This window comes from Neobacillus sp. GCM10027624 (assembly GCF_042675345.1).
Classification (GTDB): Bacteria; Bacillota; Bacilli; order Bacillales; family Cytobacillaceae; genus Neobacillus; species Neobacillus cucumis_D.
This window is the reverse complement of sequence record NZ_JBHTHD010000011.1, coordinates 1-16,597: the sequence shown is the minus strand read 5'-3', so window position 1 is coordinate 16,597 and position 16,597 is coordinate 1. Positions and strand designations below refer to the sequence as shown.

The window sequence follows — 16,597 nt, the reverse complement described above, 5'->3', positions numbered from 1 at the left end:
TGATGGAGGCCATCAAGCTGAATTGAAATTTGTTTTTGAAATCAAGGGAAACGAGGGAATTGACCGAAGTCAGGCTTACGCTTTTCTTTAAATGAATCGCGGCCTTCTTTCGCTTCATCCGTTGTATAGTATAGTAAAGTGGCATCTCCGGCAAATTGCTGAAGTCCAGCTAATCCATCGGTATCCGCATTCATGGCAGCTTTTATGAAGCGAAGAGCTGTTGGGCTCTTTTCTAACATTTCTTCACACCATTTAATGGTTTCTTCTTCTACCTGCTCAAGTGGGACAACAGTATTAACAAGACCCATGTCAAGTGCCTGCTGTGCATTATATTGACGGCATAAATACCAAATTTCACGGGCTTTTTTATGTCCAATAATTCTAGCAAGATAGCCTGAGCCATATCCGGCATCAAAGCTTCCTACTTTCGGTCCTGTTTGGCCGAAAACAGCATTGTCTGCTGCGATTGTTAAATCACAGACAACATGTAAGACATGTCCTCCGCCAATTGCATAACCTTTCACCATTGCGATAACTGGTTTCGGAATAACACGAATTAGACGTTGAAGATCAAGCACATTTAAACGAGGAATTTGGTCCTCTCCAACATAGCCTCCATGTCCACGGACACTTTGGTCTCCCCCGGAACAAAACGCCTTATCACCTGCACCTGTTAAAACGATAACACCTACATTTGAGTCATCACGTGCATAAGCAAAAGCATCAATTAATTCCATTACGGTCTTTGGTGTAAAAGCATTATGTACATGCGGGCGGTTAATGGTAATTTTCGCAATCCCATTATAGGTTTCATAAATAATTTCATCGTACTTGCGACCTGCAACCCATTCAACTGTCATAAGTTGATCCTCCTTTAGTTTTTATTCGACAAATAGTCACTAACTATTGTACCAAACTTTTCAGCATCTTCCACATGGATTGCATGTCCACTTTTTTGAACAGCAAGCCATGTACCATTTTCAAGCTTTTTCATCATTTTTTCTGCAATCCGACAAAACTTAACATCTTTTTCACCAGTCAGCAGTAAAACCTCACAGGATAACTGACTTAAGTTCTCCCACCAAGAAGGCTGAGAACCTGTTCCCATTCCAATTAAACTGTTTGCAAGCCCAATCGGGGAGTTGTTTAAACGCTGTTTTCTAATTGACCTCTTCGTTTCAGCCGGAAGTTTTCCCATCGTTGCGAATAATGGGATTGTCTCCCAATAATCAACAAATGATTGTATTCCTTCTTCTTTTATAAAACGAGCAAGTCGAAAATCATTCATAGAGCGATTTTTCCGTTCTTCTTCGGTTTCAAGACCAGGTGAAGCACTTTCCAAAATCAGCTTTCTTACCTTTTTAGGATAAAGAATGGCAAAGGTTAATGCAAGTCTCCCTCCCATTGAATATCCAAGAATATCAATCTGATTTATTCCTAGCTGTTCAAGTAAGAGATTCAAATCTCCCGCAGCTGACTCAATCTTATAGCGGTCTAATTCTTCGCTAATTATGGTTTTGCCGTGGCCCACGATATCAGGAATGATTAATTTAGAATGTCCACCCCAAACAGAGCAAAACGGAGTCCAAGTGGAGGAATCCCCTGTAAACCCATGAAGCAGAAGTAATGGAAAACCAGTTCCGCATATTTCGACATGAACCTGAAGTTTTTCAACCATTACGTCCATTCATGTTCACCATTGACAAAATTTGATATTTCCCGGGAAACTGAACGCCAAAATTCGCGGTGTTCCTCCGTATTTTTCTCTCTATTTGTCACGAGTTCAAATACATTTAAACCAGTTGTTTTGGCATTATTCATAAGCGAATGGAAATGGTCCCAATCCTTAATTCTAGTAAAATTCCCTTTATACATTTTAACTGCATATTCAAAATCAAGATCTATTGGTGTTCCAAATAACAGCTCAAAATGATTCGGATGTTCTGATTGTGGAAGAAAGGAGAAAATTCCTCCGCCATTATTATTTATAACGAGAATTTGAATGTCAATTTCATGTAACTTTGCCGCTAATAATCCATTTAAATCATGGAAAAACGTTAAATCTCCTAATACCAGGTAGAGCGGTTTTGAATATAAAGCTGCGCCTAAAGCAGTCGAAACAGTACCATCAATTCCATTCGCACCTCTATTGGCCATTACAGTAATCGATTTATCATTATTAAGGAAAAAGCTATCCAAGTCCCGTATAGGCATACTATTTCCGACAAATAAAGTGGCACCCTCTGGAAGCATGTCCGCCAACTGGGAGAATAATTTCGCTTCACTTAACTCGGTCGCATCTCTTATCATCCCCATATGGTCCTTCGTCAGTTGATTAACCCTTTTCCATCTATCTAAAAATGAGGCTGTCGATTTTCTCGTAACACTTGATTCTAACTTTTTACAAAAAGTTGATTCATTACAATAAATCATATTGGATGTTAATGCTGCAGGGTCACGCCAGCCTCCACCGCTATCAATTACAAATTGGACTGCATTGTGATTTTCTTTTAAGAAGATTGTTAACGCTTTGGAAACGGGCATGGCTCCAAAACGAATCACTACATCAGGTTTTAGATTATTTTTCGCATCTTCATTCCGTAAAAATGTATCATAAGCGTCGATGATATGCTCCTGATTATGCTTACCACTTCTTAGCTGTGATAACGGGTCAACCAGAATTGGGTAGTTTAAGGTTTCCGCCAGCTTTGTAACATTTTTTGTAAAATCCTTGTCCCCTATATTTCCGCATACAATAATTCCCTTTTCCTTATCCTCAAGCAACGCGGCGATCGCCTTAAATTGTTCATCGTCTATCGTAACATCTCCGTTAATGACGTTTACATAGCCATTCCGGCGTTCTGTCACATGAAACAGCTCATCATTTAACTTTGGTATTAACGGCTCCCTAAAAGGAAAATTCAAATGGACAGGGCCAGCTGGGGCTTGTCTCGCAATAGCTGCTGCACGGGCGCAAACGGTCCTTGCATAGCGGATAATTTCATCACTTTTTTCAGGTAAAGCCATCTCTGAAAACCACTTAACATGATGACCATATAAATGAATTTGATCAATGGCCTGCGGTGCACCGACATTTCGAAGTTCATGCGGCCGGTCAGCCGTTAGTACGAGTAACGGTACCCTTGCGTATCGTGCCTCGACAATTGCAGGAAAATAATTGGCAGCGGCTGTTCCTGATGTGCACAGGATCGCTACTGGGCGATTGGAAGCCTTTGCAATCCCTAATGCAAAGAACGCTGCTGAGCGTTCATCTACATGGATATGAAGTTTTAATTCCGGGTGTTCCGCAATGACCATAGCCATTGGTGTAGAACGGGAGCCTGGGCTAACTACGACATCTGTTATGCCGGAGAGAACAAGCTCTGAAACAAATGCTGCAATATAGGCAGTAAGTGATTCTTGATGACTCATATTAATTTCCTCCAAGAGCACGAAGCATCGGTCTAAATTTTAAATCCGTCTCTAAATATTCACTTTCTGATTCAGAATCAGCAACAACACCGCACCCAGCAAATAAGGAAACTTCCTTTCCCTGAATAAGGCCAGACCTAATCGCAACAGCAAATTCTCCATTTTCGCGATAATCCACCCAGCCAAGTGGTGCTGCATAAAAGCCCCGGTCAAGTTTTTCTACTTCCCTGATTTTTTCAACCGCTTCTTTTTTGGGAAGTCCTCCAAGCGCTGGTGTTGGATGAAGCCTCTCAACTATATGAAGTAAAGCAGCATTGCTCTTAGCTCTTCCAACAACTGGTGTATATAGATGCTGAATATCTCTAATTTTCATTAATTGGGGCTTATCAGGAAGGATAATTTCTTCACACGACTCCTCTAAAGCTTCCTTAATCATTTCCACTACATACTCATGCTCAATTAGATTTTTCTTATCGTTTAATAAGGTTTCACCTAAGTATTCATCCTCTTCCTCAGTCTGGCCTCTCGAAATCGATCCGGCAAGACAAGTAGAAAAAATGTGAGTATCCTGCTTTTTTATCAGCCGTTCAGGAGTAGCCCCGATAAAGCAATCTCCATTGGATTCAAACACAAAGAGATAACTATCCTGTTGCTGCTCAGATAACCGGTTTAATACGGATTCCGGTTCAACCATAGCATTAAATAACAGACGGAGTTCACGGGCAAGAACTACCTTTTTTAACGGGCCTGTCTTTAAATCCTTCACAACTTCATCAACGGACTCTTTCCACGATTCAGGAAAAATTTCTTTCGTCTTAAGGAGGTCTGCTGACTTTGTTTCGATCTTCTGATTGCTGGAACGTAAAAGCTGATTTCTCTCGTCCAGAATCTTTGTAAATAATGATTCATCATCATTTGGGGTACAAACAATGTTGGTTGTTAGAAAGGTTTGACCCTTTATAATACTTAACATGTATTTTGGGATATGAAACAGTGAATCAGGGTATTTTGACCAAAGATTTGTTTTTAGTTTATGAGGGTCAAAAGAAAATCCGCCAAACATGACAGGACCAATCCCCAATTGTGAATATGGATTAAAAATAAGGCTATCCTTTAAAAAAGTCTGCCATTCTTTATCAACATGAAAAAAGCGGTCAGTAGCCTGATCCGACTGAATTTGTTTTGATATTCCAATACCTGCTATCACCATTTCATCCGTCGGGTCCTTCCAGAAAAACCGTTCACCCAGATAGCGGTCCTTCCCAAGCATAAAAAATGTAAAAGGGTTCATCCAATCCATTTGATGAACTTCACTTACTAAAATGGATCGGCCAAGTTTTTTTGCTCTTGTAAGAGCCAAAAGGCCTCTTTCCTTTAATTCTAATTCGTGAATGGTAACCAAAAAAATCCCTCCAAAACAGCTGAAAAAGCTGTTATCCATTCATTTTCAAGCCTATTTAAACATACTACTCCCATTGTAAAAAAGTCAATAAATCCATGTCTTTTCCTTCTTTTTCATTCCTTATTATATAGTAAATATCTCTTTTTCGTATAAAAACAGTAAAATCAGGGATTTCCTGATGTTATCTAACCTATCTTTTCAATCAAACAGGTATTATCTGCTAGGCTAACTAATAAAATTCCATTGACACTGACTCTTTGTTTTCTTACACTTAGTATTTGGAAAGATTGTTGGTCCTATTAGAAATTAAGCTTGGAATATAGATAAAATTTTAAAAGGGAGAGATTAAATATGCAGCCAAATTTACAGCGTTCAGCTGTGGAATCAAATCGTGGTTTTCAGGTTTGGTGGCAAATGACCCGTCCCCATACGCTAACGGCATCTTTTGTACCGGTCCTGCTTGGGACAGCACTAGCACTTAAATATCAAAAAATTCACGTGGGACTTTTTATTGCTATGCTGATTGCCAGCTTGTTAATACAGGCAGCAACCAATATGTTTAATGAGTATTTTGATTTCAAACGAGGCCTAGATAATGAGGAATCGGTTGGAATTGGCGGTACAATCGTCCGTGATGGAATTAAACCAAAAACCGTTTTAAATCTTGCCTTTGGTTTTTATGGGATTGCTTTATTATTAGGAGTATATATTTGTGCAAACAGCAGCTGGTGGCTTGCTTTAGTTGGATTGATTTGTATGGCAATCGGATATTTTTATACTGGAGGGCCTTTCCCAATTGCTTATACTCCATTTGGAGAGATTTTTTCTGGTTTCTTTATGGGAATGTTAATTATTTTAATATCCTTCTTTATTCAAACCGGTACAGTTAATAGTACCAGTATTCTTGTTTCTGTTCCTAGTATGGTTCTTGTTGGTGAAATCATGCTATCCAATAACATTCGTGACCTTGATGGAGATAAGAAAAACGGCCGAAAAACGGTTGCCATTCTTTTAGGAAAGAAAAAAGCCATTTTTTTACTTGCCGGGATGTTTACATTCTCTTACCTTTGGGTGATCGCTCTGATTGTTGCCGGAGTCACTCCTGCCTGGGTGGCAATTGTTATAATAAGTGCACCAAAAGCAATCAAAGCAACAAAGGGATTTATCGAAAACACCTTGCCTATTCAAATGGCACCGGCCATGAAAGCTACAGCTCAAACGAATACAATCTTTGGATTTTTATTAGCAGTCGGAATCTTTATTGGACACTTTTTTTCATAAATAAAAGGGAGGCCGTATTATCGGTCTCCCTTTTTAACCTGGTGGTTGATTTCCATTCCAGGCACTTCGCTTTCCGTGGGCGGTTCGGGGAGCCTCCTCGTCGCTTCGCTCCTGTGGGGTCTCCCCTGTCCCGTACTCCCACAGGAGTCTTCGTGCCTTCCACTCCAATCAACGTTGTTCAAAAATTAACATTATACTTTAATACAGCCTATTACTTAATGCCCCAAATATCATCTGCATACTCTCGAATCGTTCGGTCGCTAGAAAAATAGCCGGCATTTGCAATATTTGCTAAGCTCATTTTTTGCCACTTAAGTGGATCCATAAAGGTATTGCCAATTACTTTCTGGATATCCACATAGGAGGCAAAGTCCTTTAAAACAAAATATTGATCATTCTCCTCTAGTAAAGAATCGAATATCGGTTCGAATTCATTATATACTCCCGGAAAGAATCCATTGACCAGCTGATCAACGGCCTGCTGAATCCGCCAATCATGATGATAATATTCAAGGGACTGGTAGCCGCCATGTTGGTAATGATGCAGTACTTCATCCGCAGCAAGTCCAAAAGTAAAGATATTGGAATCCCCTACTAATTCACGGATTTCAATATTAGCACCGTCCAGTGTCCCTACTGTAAGGGCTCCATTAATCATAAATTTCATATTTCCTGTTCCCGAAGCTTCTTTACTCGCTGTAGAAATTTGTTCACTCACATCTGCAGCCGGAAAAATTTTCTCCGCTAATGAAACGCGGTAGTTTTCCATAAAAATGACCTTCATACGATCACCGATTTTTGGATCATGATTGACCTTTTCAGCAACCGTATTAATTAGTTTAATGATTTTCTTTGCATAATAGTAACCCGGTGAAGCTTTTGCACCAAATATAAACACCCTTGGAACCATCGAAAAACTTGAATCCTCTTTAATTTGGTTATAAAGATACATGATATGTAAAACATTGAGGAGCTGCCGCTTATACGCATGAAGTCTTTTTACCTGCACATCAAAAATAGAATTCGTATCAACTGCCACTCCTGTTTTATCATGGATGATTTCTGCAAGTCTTTCTTTATTATCCTTTTTAATCCTCGCTAACCGTTCAAGGAAAGATGTATTATTCTCATATTCGCTTAGCCGAACTAATTCATTCGGTGCTTGTGTCCAATTAGTACCAATCGTTTCCGTAATCAAACTCGATAATTTTGGGTTTGCCTTTAATAACCAGCGCCGGTGGGCAATTCCATTCGTTTTATTGTTGAATTTCTCCGGAAACAATTGATAAAACTGACTCATTTCCCGATTTTTTAGAATTTCTGTGTGGAGTTTAGCAACACCATTCACACTGAAGCTTCCGACAATGGCTAAATGAGCCATTTTCACCTGATCATCAGCGATAATCGCAAGCTTCCCAATGCGATTCCAATCGCCTGGATACCGTTCCCAAAGTTCTTTGCAAAAACGTTCATTGATTTCTTCTACAATCATATAAATCCGTGGAAGCAATGGGCGGAAAATCCTGAGTGGCCATTTCTCTAAGGCCTCCGTCAAGGTGGTATGATTGGTATAGGAAATCGTATTTCTGGTAATATACCAGGCCTCGTCCCAGTCAAATGACTCCTCATCAATTAATATCCGCATCAATTCAGGAATAGCGAGAACAGGATGCGTATCATTGATATGGATACAAACATGCTCATGAAGTTGGGTTAAATTGCTATGCTGCTGGCGGTAGGACTTAATAATGGATTGAAGGCTCGCAGAAACTAAAAAATATTGCTGCTTTAGTCGTAAAATTTTTCCTTCATCATGTGTGTCATCAGGATATAAAAATTCCGAAACAGACTCTGTTTCTCTTTTGTACCTTAAAATATCATGGTGGATTGGAAATTGTGAAGGCTCAGCGTTCCATAGCCTTAATGTATTGACGGTGTCAGTGTTATAGCCGACTACCGGCATATCATGGGGCACGGCAGTAATGGTTTCAGCATTCAAATGCTGAAACAGAAGCCTGCCATTTTCAGTTTTGGATTCTACCTTCCCCCAAAAAGGAATTTTAACTGCTAAATCTGCCTTTCGAATTTCCCAAACGTTACCGCTCCGAAGCCACTGTTCCGGAAGTTCAACCTGGTATCCGTCGACAATCTTTTGTTCAAACAACCCGTGTTTATAACGGATTCCATATCCATGGCCAGGGAGATTAAGCGAGGCGAGGGAATCTAGAAAACAGGCGGCTAACCTTCCTAAGCCACCATTTCCCAATCCTGCATCCGCTTCAAACTCTTCTAACTCGCTTAAATCAATCCCAAGTTCCTGCAGCCCATTCTGGACCACATTTTCGATACCAAGATTGATTAAATTTTGTCGTAAAAGTTTTCCAAGAAGATACTCGATGGAGAGATAGTAAACCTGCTTTCCCTTCGTTTCCCGGTATCGTTCATTTGTTTTAATCCAATCATTGCTTACATATTCACGAATCATATTTCCAAGGGTTTGAAAATGATCCTGCTCCGTACTCTCAGCAAAACTAGTCCCGCACACCATCTCAACTCTTTTTAAAAACGTTCTTTTAAACTCGGTTTTATTAGAAAACATGAGTTTCACTCCTTGAGATGAGCTCTGCATAGAGTTGATTATATCTGAATGCTGACTGTGCCCAGCTATTATCCATCTCCATTGCCCGCTTTACAAGCTTTGGCCAAACAGCCTCATCACGGTAAAAATGAAGGGCTCTCTGAATGGTATAGAGCATGTCATGTGCATTAAAATGGCTGAATGAGAAGCCGTTTCCTTCACCTGTTGTTTCATTCCAGGCTTGAACTGTATCATTCAATCCGCCAGTTTCTCTGACAATCGGGATGGCTCCATATTTCATGGCAATAAGCTGCCCCAGCCCGCAAGGTTCAAATAGGGATGGCATTAAAAATAGGTCCGCCGCAGCGTATAACTTATGGGCAAGCTCTTCACTAAATCCTGTATGAACCTTTAGCTTTTCAGGATAAACCCTTGCGGCCTGTCTGAAATACTCCTCAAACTCATAATCACCTGTTCCAAGAATAATGACCTGTATATCCTCTTGCAGGATTTCTCTAAGAACGCATTTAACAAGGTCAAGCCCTTTTTGTTTTGTCAGCCTTGAAATCATCACCATTAAAGGGGTTCCTGAAGACTGGGGAAGCCCAAATAGCTTTTGAATCTCCCGTTTATTGACTGCCTTTTTCTCATGATTTTTAGCCGTATAGGTTTGATATAAAAATGGATCTTTTTCCGGATTATAAAAATCTTCGTCAATTCCGTTCAGGATCCCCAAAATGTCTTCTTCTCTCGTTTTAAGTAAACCGTCCAACTTTTCCCCATATGTTGGTGTTTGTATTTCCTTCTTGTACGTAGGGCTAACAGTTGTAATTTTATCGGCAGCAACAAGACCAGCTTTCATAAAATTAACATTTCCGAAAAACTCCAATTGTCCTAAATCGATAGATTCTCGATCCATTCCGAATAGATCCTCTAGTACTTCATTTGCGTATATTCCCTGAAATTGAAGATTATGAATCGTAAAGACAGTGCGGATTTTACCGTACCCTTTTCGTTGATAATATTCCTTTCTAAGAAGGAAAGGAATCATCGCTGTATGCCAGTCATGGCAATGGAGGACATCTGGAAAGAAATCAAGGTGTGATAGGGTTTCTAACACAGCCCGATTAAAGAAAGCAAATCTTTCTCCATCATCAAAGAAGCCATAAAGGCTTTCTCGTTTGAAATAATATTCATTATCCACAAAATAAAAGGTCAGTCCTTGAAATACAAGCTCCTCAATCCCACAATATTGATTTCTCCAGCCTACCGGAACAGTAAATTCTTTTATTTTTTTCATTTCCTTCTTAAATTCATCAGAGATTGTACCATATTTAGGAAGAATCACTCTAACATCTGTACCAAGACTCTTTAATTCTTTTGGAAGAGAGCCTGCAACATCGGCAAGCCCTCCAGATTTTACAAATGGACCACACTCAGAAACTGTAAATAAAACTTTCACGAATTAATCAACACTCCTTGTTTCGTACCTTTACGAATAACATATGGATTCTGAGCTGTACCCGTTAATTGAGTTCCAGCCTGAACTTTGACATCTTTATCTAAAATCACCGAATCTAGGTAACAATTATCCTCGATTTGACACTTCTGCATGATAATACAGTTTTTGATAACTGATCCTTTACCAATTTTAACGCCCCTAGAGATAATGCTATTTTCAACCGTACCGTTGATTAAGCAGCCATTGGCGATCATCGTATTTTTTACGCTTGAGCCTTTAATATATTTCGATGGCGGCTCATCCTTTACCTTTGTTAAAATTGGCTGGTCTTTTAAAAATAACTGCTTCCAAACAGCCGGGTTTAACATTTCCATACTCGTAGAATAATAGTTTTGGAATGAATCGATCATTACTGCATATCCATCATATACATGGTGGCAGACTGTGTATTCATGATGAATATCCCGAACAACGTCTTTCATACAGGTATACCCTGTTTCATTTCTAGTTTCAATTAATTTCATAAGCAGGGAGGTTTTTACTAAGTAAATCTCCATCGGCTGGCCATCTTTGTGATGGAGTTCTGTGATATCACAACCTGAACGGATATGCCAATCCAAAAGAGGTTTAAAGTTCATATTAAAAACAGTATAGCAATTAGCAATAATCGCGTATTCTTGGGTGCTGCGATAAAAATAGTCCATATTAGCCGCAAAATGATCAAATGAACCGACCTTGTTTTGATCATTTTCGAGAATGGGCGAAGGAAAAAAGAACAGTCCATCTCGTTTTCGATTTAGATCCCAATTCTTTCCTGATCCTAGATGGTCCATTAATGAACGGTATTGTTGCTTCGGAAAAATCGCCACGCTGCGGATTCCGGAATTAACCATGTTGGAAAGAATAAAATCAATCATTCGATAACGCCCGCCAAAAGGCAGGGCTGCAAGTGAGCGGTGTGTAATTAAGTCCTCTAAATCTTCATGATAGGTTGTTGCGTCAATTACTCCTAATAGCCTTCTTTTCAAACCTTATTCCCTCCTTATTTATTTAAAACGCAGGATATAACCCACTTAACATTTCTTCTGTCACAAGGATAATTTCATCTTCAAACGAACGAATGACTGTTCCATCCGGAACCGTAACTTCACTTGGAACAATTGCCTTTTCAATCAGGACATTATTACCAATAATTGCATCAGGCATAATGACTGATTCTTTTATAATTGACCCTTGCCCCACACTTACCCCTTGAAATAGAACTGACTTTTCAATCTCACCTTCAATGGTGCAGCCTTCGTTGATAAGTGATTCTTTTACGGTGGCATTTGGAGCAATATATTGTGGTGGCTGATTCGGATTAACTGAATAAATTCTCCAGTCAAGATCGAATAAATCTAATTCACACTTATCATTTAATAAATCCATATTGGCTTCCCAAAGGCTTTGGACCGTACCTACATCTTTCCAGTATCCTTTAAATGGGTAGGCAAACAGTTTCTTCTTTTCATCCAGTAATAAGGGAATAACATCCTTTCCAAAGTCATGGCTGGAATGAGGATTTCTTTCATCCATTTCCAAATATTCTTTCAGTATATTCCAGCTAAAAATGTAAATGCCCATGGAAGCAAGATTATTTTTAGGACTGCTTGGCTTTTCCTCAAACTCTGTAATTCTCATATCCTCATTCGTACTCATAATGCCAAAACGGTTGGCTTCTGCCCATGGCACTTCAATTAGGGATATCGTGACATCCGCCCTTTTTTCAATATGATATTCAAGCATGCTTTCATAGTTCATTTTATAGATGTGATCTCCGGAAAGAATTAACACATATTCCGGCTGGTATTGCTTAAGATAATTTAAGTTTTGATAAATCGCACTAGCCGTACCTGTGTACCACTTAACTTCAGATGATTCACTATATGGAGGTAAAACAGTTACCCCGCCATCCTTACGGTCAAGATCCCAGGCACTGCCAATTCCAATATACGAGTTGAGCAGTAATGGCTGATATTGTGTTAAAACACCAACGGTATCAATACCTGAATTGGAGCAGTTACTTAACGGAAAATCAATAATCCGGTATTTCCCCCCAAAAGGTACAGCCGGTTTTGCAAGGTCCTTTGTGAGAGAATTAAGTCTGCTTCCTTTCCCTCCTGCCAATAGCATGGCTACGCACTTTTTCTTTCCCATTTCCTTTTCGCTCCTTTCGCTTTTTAACAGGTCTAATGATGAGGAATCCAAATGGTGGAATGGTTACTTCAACGGAATATCCCCTGCCATGAAATGGCTCCTCTTTAGAGATGATTTTCTTTTTATTCATCCATCCGGCACCGCCGAATATTTCGTAATCATTATTAAAAATTTCTCGATATTCTCCAGGGGACGGAACACCAATCCGATAATTTTCATAACCAACCCCTGTAAAATTACAAATAATAATTAATGACTCTTCCACTTTTTTGCCTTTTCGGATAAAAGAAAAGATTGATTGATGATGATTATCTACATCAATCCATTCAAATCCGTCCTGAAGATGGTCTAATTCAAAAAGAGGTTTTGAACGTTTGTAAAACTTTGTTAATTCTTTAACATACACATTCATTTTTTGATGCATGTCATACTCCAGCAAGTTCCAATCAAGCTGTTCTTTATCTTTCCATTCGGAAAATTGCCCCAGTTCAAATCCCATAAATAACAGTTTCTTTCCAGGGTGGGCGTACATATAGCCCAGTAATAGTCGTAATTGAGCAAACTTTTCCCAATAATCACCCGGCATTTTGTCTAATAATGATTTTTTCCCGTGGACAACTTCATCGTGTGAGAATGGAAGCATGAAGTTTTCTGAAAATGCATATAAAAGCGAAAAGGATACATTTGAATGGACTTTTGAACGAGAATAAGGGGGTGTCTCCATATATTCAAGCATGTCATTCATCCAGCCCATATTCCATTTATAATCGAAGCCTAATCCTCCATAACAAACCGGTGTGGTGACACGAGGAAAATCGGTTGAGTCCTCTCCAATCACCAAGAAGGATGGATCATATTCGTGGATTTCTTTGTTCAATTTCTTTAAAAATTCAATCCCATATGGGTTTTCACTTTTCCCATCGGCATTCGGCCAATAAATGATATTGGCAACCGCATCAATTCGAAAACCATCAATATGGTAGTATTGCATCCAAAAAAAGGCATTTGAAATTAGGAAGCTCTGCACTTCAGCTTTACCTAAATCAAAATTAGCTGTCCCCCATACCGGGTTCTCCCGATCACGTACATGACTATAGGAATAGACATGCGAACCATCAAACTGATATAAACCATGTGCATCTTTACAAAAATGCCCTGGTACCCAGTCAAGAATAACTCCAATTCCTTGCTGGTGGCACTGGTCAATAAAATACATGAAATCTTCCGGTTTACCATATCTTGAAGTTACAGAATAATAACCTGTACCTTGATATCCCCAAGAAGCATCAAGTGGATGTTCAACAAGGGGCAACAACTCAATATGTGTGAACCCATGTTCAAGAACATAGGGAAGAAGTTCTGTAGCCAATTCCTTATAAGATAAAAATTCTTCATCCTGCTTCTTTAGCCAAGACCCTAGATGAACTTCATAGATAACAGAAGGCTCTGACAGGAAATTTCGTTTTTTCCTCTGATTCATCCACTGCTCATCCTGCCATTTATAGCCGTCTAATGAATAGACAATTGACGCAGTATTCGGCCGAAGCTCTGAATAAAATGCATATGGATCCGCCTTTTTGATGACCTCACCTTTCTCTGTAATAATTTCATATTTATAAAGGCATCCTTCAAGGTTCTGATCCATAATGAGAATCCAAATACCTTCATCGTTCACTTTTTGTAGTTCATATCCCTTACCGTTCCAATTATTAAAATCTCCAGCTAGCCTCACTTCTAGTGCCCTAGGGGCCCATACGCAAAACCGTGTATATACTTTATCGGAATCTCTATAGATATGAGCGCCAAAAAGCTGGTGACCTTGAAAAAAGCTTCCTTCATGAAATAAATGCAACTGGTAGTCAGTAGGAAAAAAAGTATTCACTGCCATGGCTTTTCTCATCTCCATTGAAAATATGTATTACAAAGTACAATTATAATTGTAATTATTGTATTTTCGTTGAAATACTTTTTTATGTTTTCTGACAATAACTATTATCAAATTCCAAAATGATTGCTTTTTCAACACAATTCGACCATAACAGACAAAGAAAATAACGCTTCTCGACAAAAACAGATGAAATCTCTTAAAAAAAGATTCTGTTTGGCAGCGTTTACATTTCGTAATTAATGAGCGGAAGGTATCTAGATGAAAATATTAATGAAGTGTATTGCGGTTTTAGGTGGAAGATAAATCGATCGTCAAAGTGGAAAGTAAGTCATGAAAACTGGAAAGTATTTTGGAGGAAGTGGAAAGTAAATTCAAATCAATATATAAAGTGGTATCTAATCAGAGTAATCTTTAATGAAATATCCTGTTTAATAGCTTATAGTCTAGTTCTACGGCCTTTTGAAGCTAGTTGGATAGTAAATCCCCTTAAGTGGAAAGTAATCTGCTGAAACCGGAAAGTAAACGGGAGGAACTGGAAAGTATTTTTGGAAAAGTAGAAAGTAAATTCAAATCAATATATAAAGTTGTATTTAATTCGGAAAATCTTTTTCAAATCATCCTGTTTTATCGCTTACAGTCCAGTTTTACTGTCCTTTGGAGCTAATTGGATAGTAAATCCCTTAAGTGGAAAGTATTTTGCTGAAACCGGAAAGTATACGGGAGGAACTGGAAAGTATTTTAATAAGGAAGATGTAAAATAAAGTGCCCATTATAAATGCAGCGTAGGCAGCCATATGGCAACTATCTAACAAAACATCTTATAAAAAATTCTTCAGCATAATTCGTTCAAAACTATCCCTCAAATAAAAAAAGCTGATGAACTAAATCATCAGCTTTACAATATGACCCCTACGGGATTCGAACCCGTGTTACCGCCGTGAAAGGGCGGTGTCTTAACCGCTTGACCAAGGGGCCGATTAAATTATATGGCAGAGAAGAAGGGATTCGAACCCTCGCGCCGGTCACCCGACCTACTCCCTTAGCAGGGGAGCCCCTTGAGCCACTTGGGTACTTCTCTATATGGCTCCGCAGGTAGGACTCGAACCTACGACCGATCGGTTAACAGCCGATAGCTCTACCACTGAGCTACTGCGGAATAACTAAAATATGGTGGGCCTAAATGGACTCGAACCATCGACCTCACGCTTATCAGGCGTGCGCTCTAACCAGCTGAGCTATAGGCCCATATTTTGGAGCGGGTGATGGGAATCGAACCCACTACATCAGCTTGGAAGGCTGAGGTTTTACCAGTAAACTACACCCGCATGTTATGGGGCGGCTGATGGGAATCGAACCCACGAATGTCGGAACCACAATCCGATGCGTTAACCACTTCGCCACAGCCGCCATAATAGGAAACATATTAATCTAATGTTTAAATGGTGGCTCAGGACGGAATCGAACCGCCGACACAAGGATTTTCAGTCCTTTGCTCTACCGACTGAGCTACTGAGCCAACATATGGCGGTCTGGACGGGACTCGAACCCGCGACCTCCTGCGTGACAGGCAGGCATTCTAACCAACTGAACTACCAGACCAAATTGCGGAGGCAGGATTTGAACCTGCGACCTTCGGGTTATGAGCCCGACGAGCTACCAGACTGCTCCACCCCGCGATAATAGAAATTAAAGCTAAAACTCTATGCTGAAGATAAAATCATATGGCGGAGGAAGAGGGATTCGAACCCCCGCGCGGTTTAACCCGCCTGTCGGTTTTCAAGACCGATCCCTTCAGCCGGACTTGGGTATTCCTCCGTAATATATCAAATCTAATGGTGGACCTTGTAGGACTCGAACCTACGACCGGACGGTTATGAGCCGTCTGCTCTAACCAGCTGAGCTAAAGGTCCCTTTTGGTAGCGGCGGAGGGGATCGAACCCCCGACCTTACGGGTATGAACCGTACGCTCTAGCCAGCTGAGCTACACCGCCAAAATATTATTTAGATAAGTGGAGTCTAGGGGGATCGAACCCCTGACCTCCTGCGTGCAAAGCAGGCGCTCTCCCAGCTGAGCTAAGACCCCATATTATAATTAAGGATAATGGTCGGGAAGACAGGATTCGAACCTGCGACCCCTTGGTCCCAAACCAAGTGCTCTACCAAGCTGAGCTACTTCCCGATAATGGCGCGCCCGAAAGGAGTCGAACCCATAACCTTTTGATCCGTAGTCAAACGCTCTATCCAATTGAGCTACGGGCGCATATTTTAAAAAACTTTGGTGCCGAGGACCGGAATCGAACCGGTACGGTAGTCACCTACCGCAGGATTTTAAGTCCTGTGCGTCTGCCAGTTCCGCCA

The 16,597-nt window shown here is 40.0% G+C and carries 10 protein-coding genes and 15 tRNA genes; 1 reads left to right on the top strand and 24 read right to left on the bottom strand.

Features of this window, described 5'->3' with window-relative positions:
- Positions 1-41: 41 nt before the first annotated feature.
- From menB to ACFQZ9_RS16265, 4 genes are read right to left on the bottom strand one after another with little or no spacing between them, the layout of a single operon-like run.
- Complete coding sequence (gene menB / locus ACFQZ9_RS16280; protein ID WP_498944602.1) at positions 42-860, bottom strand: 1,4-dihydroxy-2-naphthoyl-CoA synthase; 819 nt, start codon at positions 858-860, stop codon at positions 42-44.
- A gap of 14 nt (positions 861-874) precedes the next feature.
- Positions 875-1,687, bottom strand: a complete 813-nt coding sequence (menH, locus tag ACFQZ9_RS16275) for a 2-succinyl-6-hydroxy-2,4-cyclohexadiene-1-carboxylate synthase (protein WP_498944601.1) — start codon at positions 1,685-1,687, stop codon at positions 875-877.
- Positions 1,678-3,432, bottom strand: coding sequence for a 2-succinyl-5-enolpyruvyl-6-hydroxy-3-cyclohexene-1-carboxylic-acid synthase (menD, locus tag ACFQZ9_RS16270; RefSeq protein ID WP_498944600.1), 1,755 nt, complete (start codon positions 3,430-3,432; stop codon positions 1,678-1,680). Before menD ends, menH begins: the two co-directional genes overlap by 10 nt.
- 1 nt (position 3,433) lies before the next feature.
- Positions 3,434-4,834 (bottom strand): isochorismate synthase, encoded by a 1,401-nt coding sequence (locus tag ACFQZ9_RS16265; protein WP_498944599.1) that lies wholly within the window; start codon positions 4,832-4,834, stop codon positions 3,434-3,436.
- Between the two features lie 351 nt (positions 4,835-5,185).
- Between ACFQZ9_RS16265 and ACFQZ9_RS16260 the strand changes: the two genes are divergently transcribed.
- Positions 5,186-6,115 (top strand): prenyltransferase, encoded by a 930-nt coding sequence (locus tag ACFQZ9_RS16260; RefSeq protein WP_498944598.1) that lies wholly within the window; start codon positions 5,186-5,188, stop codon positions 6,113-6,115.
- Between the two features lie 211 nt (positions 6,116-6,326).
- On the opposite strand, the gene ACFQZ9_RS16255 is transcribed toward ACFQZ9_RS16260, so the two are convergent.
- The 20 genes from ACFQZ9_RS16255 to ACFQZ9_RS16160 form a co-directional block, all read right to left on the bottom strand.
- Positions 6,327-8,714 carry a glycogen/starch/alpha-glucan phosphorylase gene (locus ACFQZ9_RS16255; RefSeq protein WP_498944597.1) on the bottom strand — a complete coding sequence of 796 codons (2,388 nt, stop codon included), beginning with the start codon at positions 8,712-8,714 and terminating at the stop codon, positions 6,327-6,329.
- Positions 8,704-10,155, bottom strand: coding sequence for a glycogen synthase (glgA, locus tag ACFQZ9_RS16250; protein ID WP_498944596.1), 1,452 nt, complete (start codon positions 10,153-10,155; stop codon positions 8,704-8,706). Before glgA ends, ACFQZ9_RS16255 begins: the two co-directional genes overlap by 11 nt.
- The gene (locus ACFQZ9_RS16245) at positions 10,152-11,183 is read right to left on the bottom strand and encodes a GlgC family sugar phosphate nucleotidyltransferase (RefSeq protein ID WP_498944595.1); all 1,032 of its coding nucleotides are present in this window, start codon (positions 11,181-11,183) and stop codon (positions 10,152-10,154) included. The genes glgA and ACFQZ9_RS16245 overlap by 4 nt, the downstream gene beginning before the upstream one ends.
- 22 nt (positions 11,184-11,205) lie before the next feature.
- On the bottom strand, positions 11,206-12,351 hold the full coding sequence (locus ACFQZ9_RS16240; RefSeq protein WP_498944594.1) for a glucose-1-phosphate adenylyltransferase: 1,146 nt from the start codon (positions 12,349-12,351) through the stop codon (positions 11,206-11,208).
- Complete coding sequence (glgB, locus tag ACFQZ9_RS16235) at positions 12,293-14,239, bottom strand: 1,4-alpha-glucan-branching protein (RefSeq protein ID WP_498944593.1); 1,947 nt, start codon at positions 14,237-14,239, stop codon at positions 12,293-12,295. The genes ACFQZ9_RS16240 and glgB overlap by 59 nt, the downstream gene beginning before the upstream one ends.
- Before the next feature lie 903 nt (positions 14,240-15,142).
- Positions 15,143-15,214 (bottom strand) — tRNA-Glu (locus tag ACFQZ9_RS16230).
- 12 nt (positions 15,215-15,226) lie between these two features.
- Positions 15,227-15,317: transfer RNA gene (locus ACFQZ9_RS16225), tRNA-Ser, on the bottom strand.
- A 3-nt stretch (positions 15,318-15,320) separates the two neighbouring features.
- Positions 15,321-15,395 (bottom strand) — tRNA-Asn (locus tag ACFQZ9_RS16220).
- Between the two features lie 12 nt (positions 15,396-15,407).
- Positions 15,408-15,484, bottom strand: a tRNA-Ile gene (locus ACFQZ9_RS16215).
- A 6-nt stretch (positions 15,485-15,490) separates the two neighbouring features.
- Positions 15,491-15,564: transfer RNA gene (locus tag ACFQZ9_RS16210), tRNA-Gly, on the bottom strand.
- 6 nt (positions 15,565-15,570) lie between these two features.
- A tRNA-His gene (locus tag ACFQZ9_RS16205) sits at positions 15,571-15,646 on the bottom strand.
- A 33-nt stretch (positions 15,647-15,679) separates the two neighbouring features.
- A tRNA-Phe gene (locus ACFQZ9_RS16200) sits at positions 15,680-15,755 on the bottom strand.
- Between the two features lie 6 nt (positions 15,756-15,761).
- Positions 15,762-15,838, bottom strand: a tRNA-Asp gene (locus tag ACFQZ9_RS16195).
- A 3-nt stretch (positions 15,839-15,841) separates the two neighbouring features.
- A tRNA-Met gene (locus ACFQZ9_RS16190) sits at positions 15,842-15,915 on the bottom strand.
- 46 nt (positions 15,916-15,961) lie between these two features.
- Positions 15,962-16,054: transfer RNA gene (locus tag ACFQZ9_RS16185), tRNA-Ser, on the bottom strand.
- An 18-nt stretch (positions 16,055-16,072) separates the two neighbouring features.
- A tRNA-Ile gene (locus ACFQZ9_RS16180) sits at positions 16,073-16,149 on the bottom strand.
- A gap of 4 nt (positions 16,150-16,153) precedes the next feature.
- Positions 16,154-16,230, bottom strand: a tRNA-Met gene (locus tag ACFQZ9_RS16175).
- 19 nt (positions 16,231-16,249) lie between these two features.
- Positions 16,250-16,322: transfer RNA gene (locus ACFQZ9_RS16170), tRNA-Ala, on the bottom strand.
- A gap of 19 nt (positions 16,323-16,341) precedes the next feature.
- A tRNA-Pro gene (locus ACFQZ9_RS16165) sits at positions 16,342-16,418 on the bottom strand.
- 4 nt (positions 16,419-16,422) lie between these two features.
- Positions 16,423-16,499 (bottom strand) — tRNA-Arg (locus tag ACFQZ9_RS16160).
- Positions 16,500-16,597 lie beyond the last annotated feature (98 nt).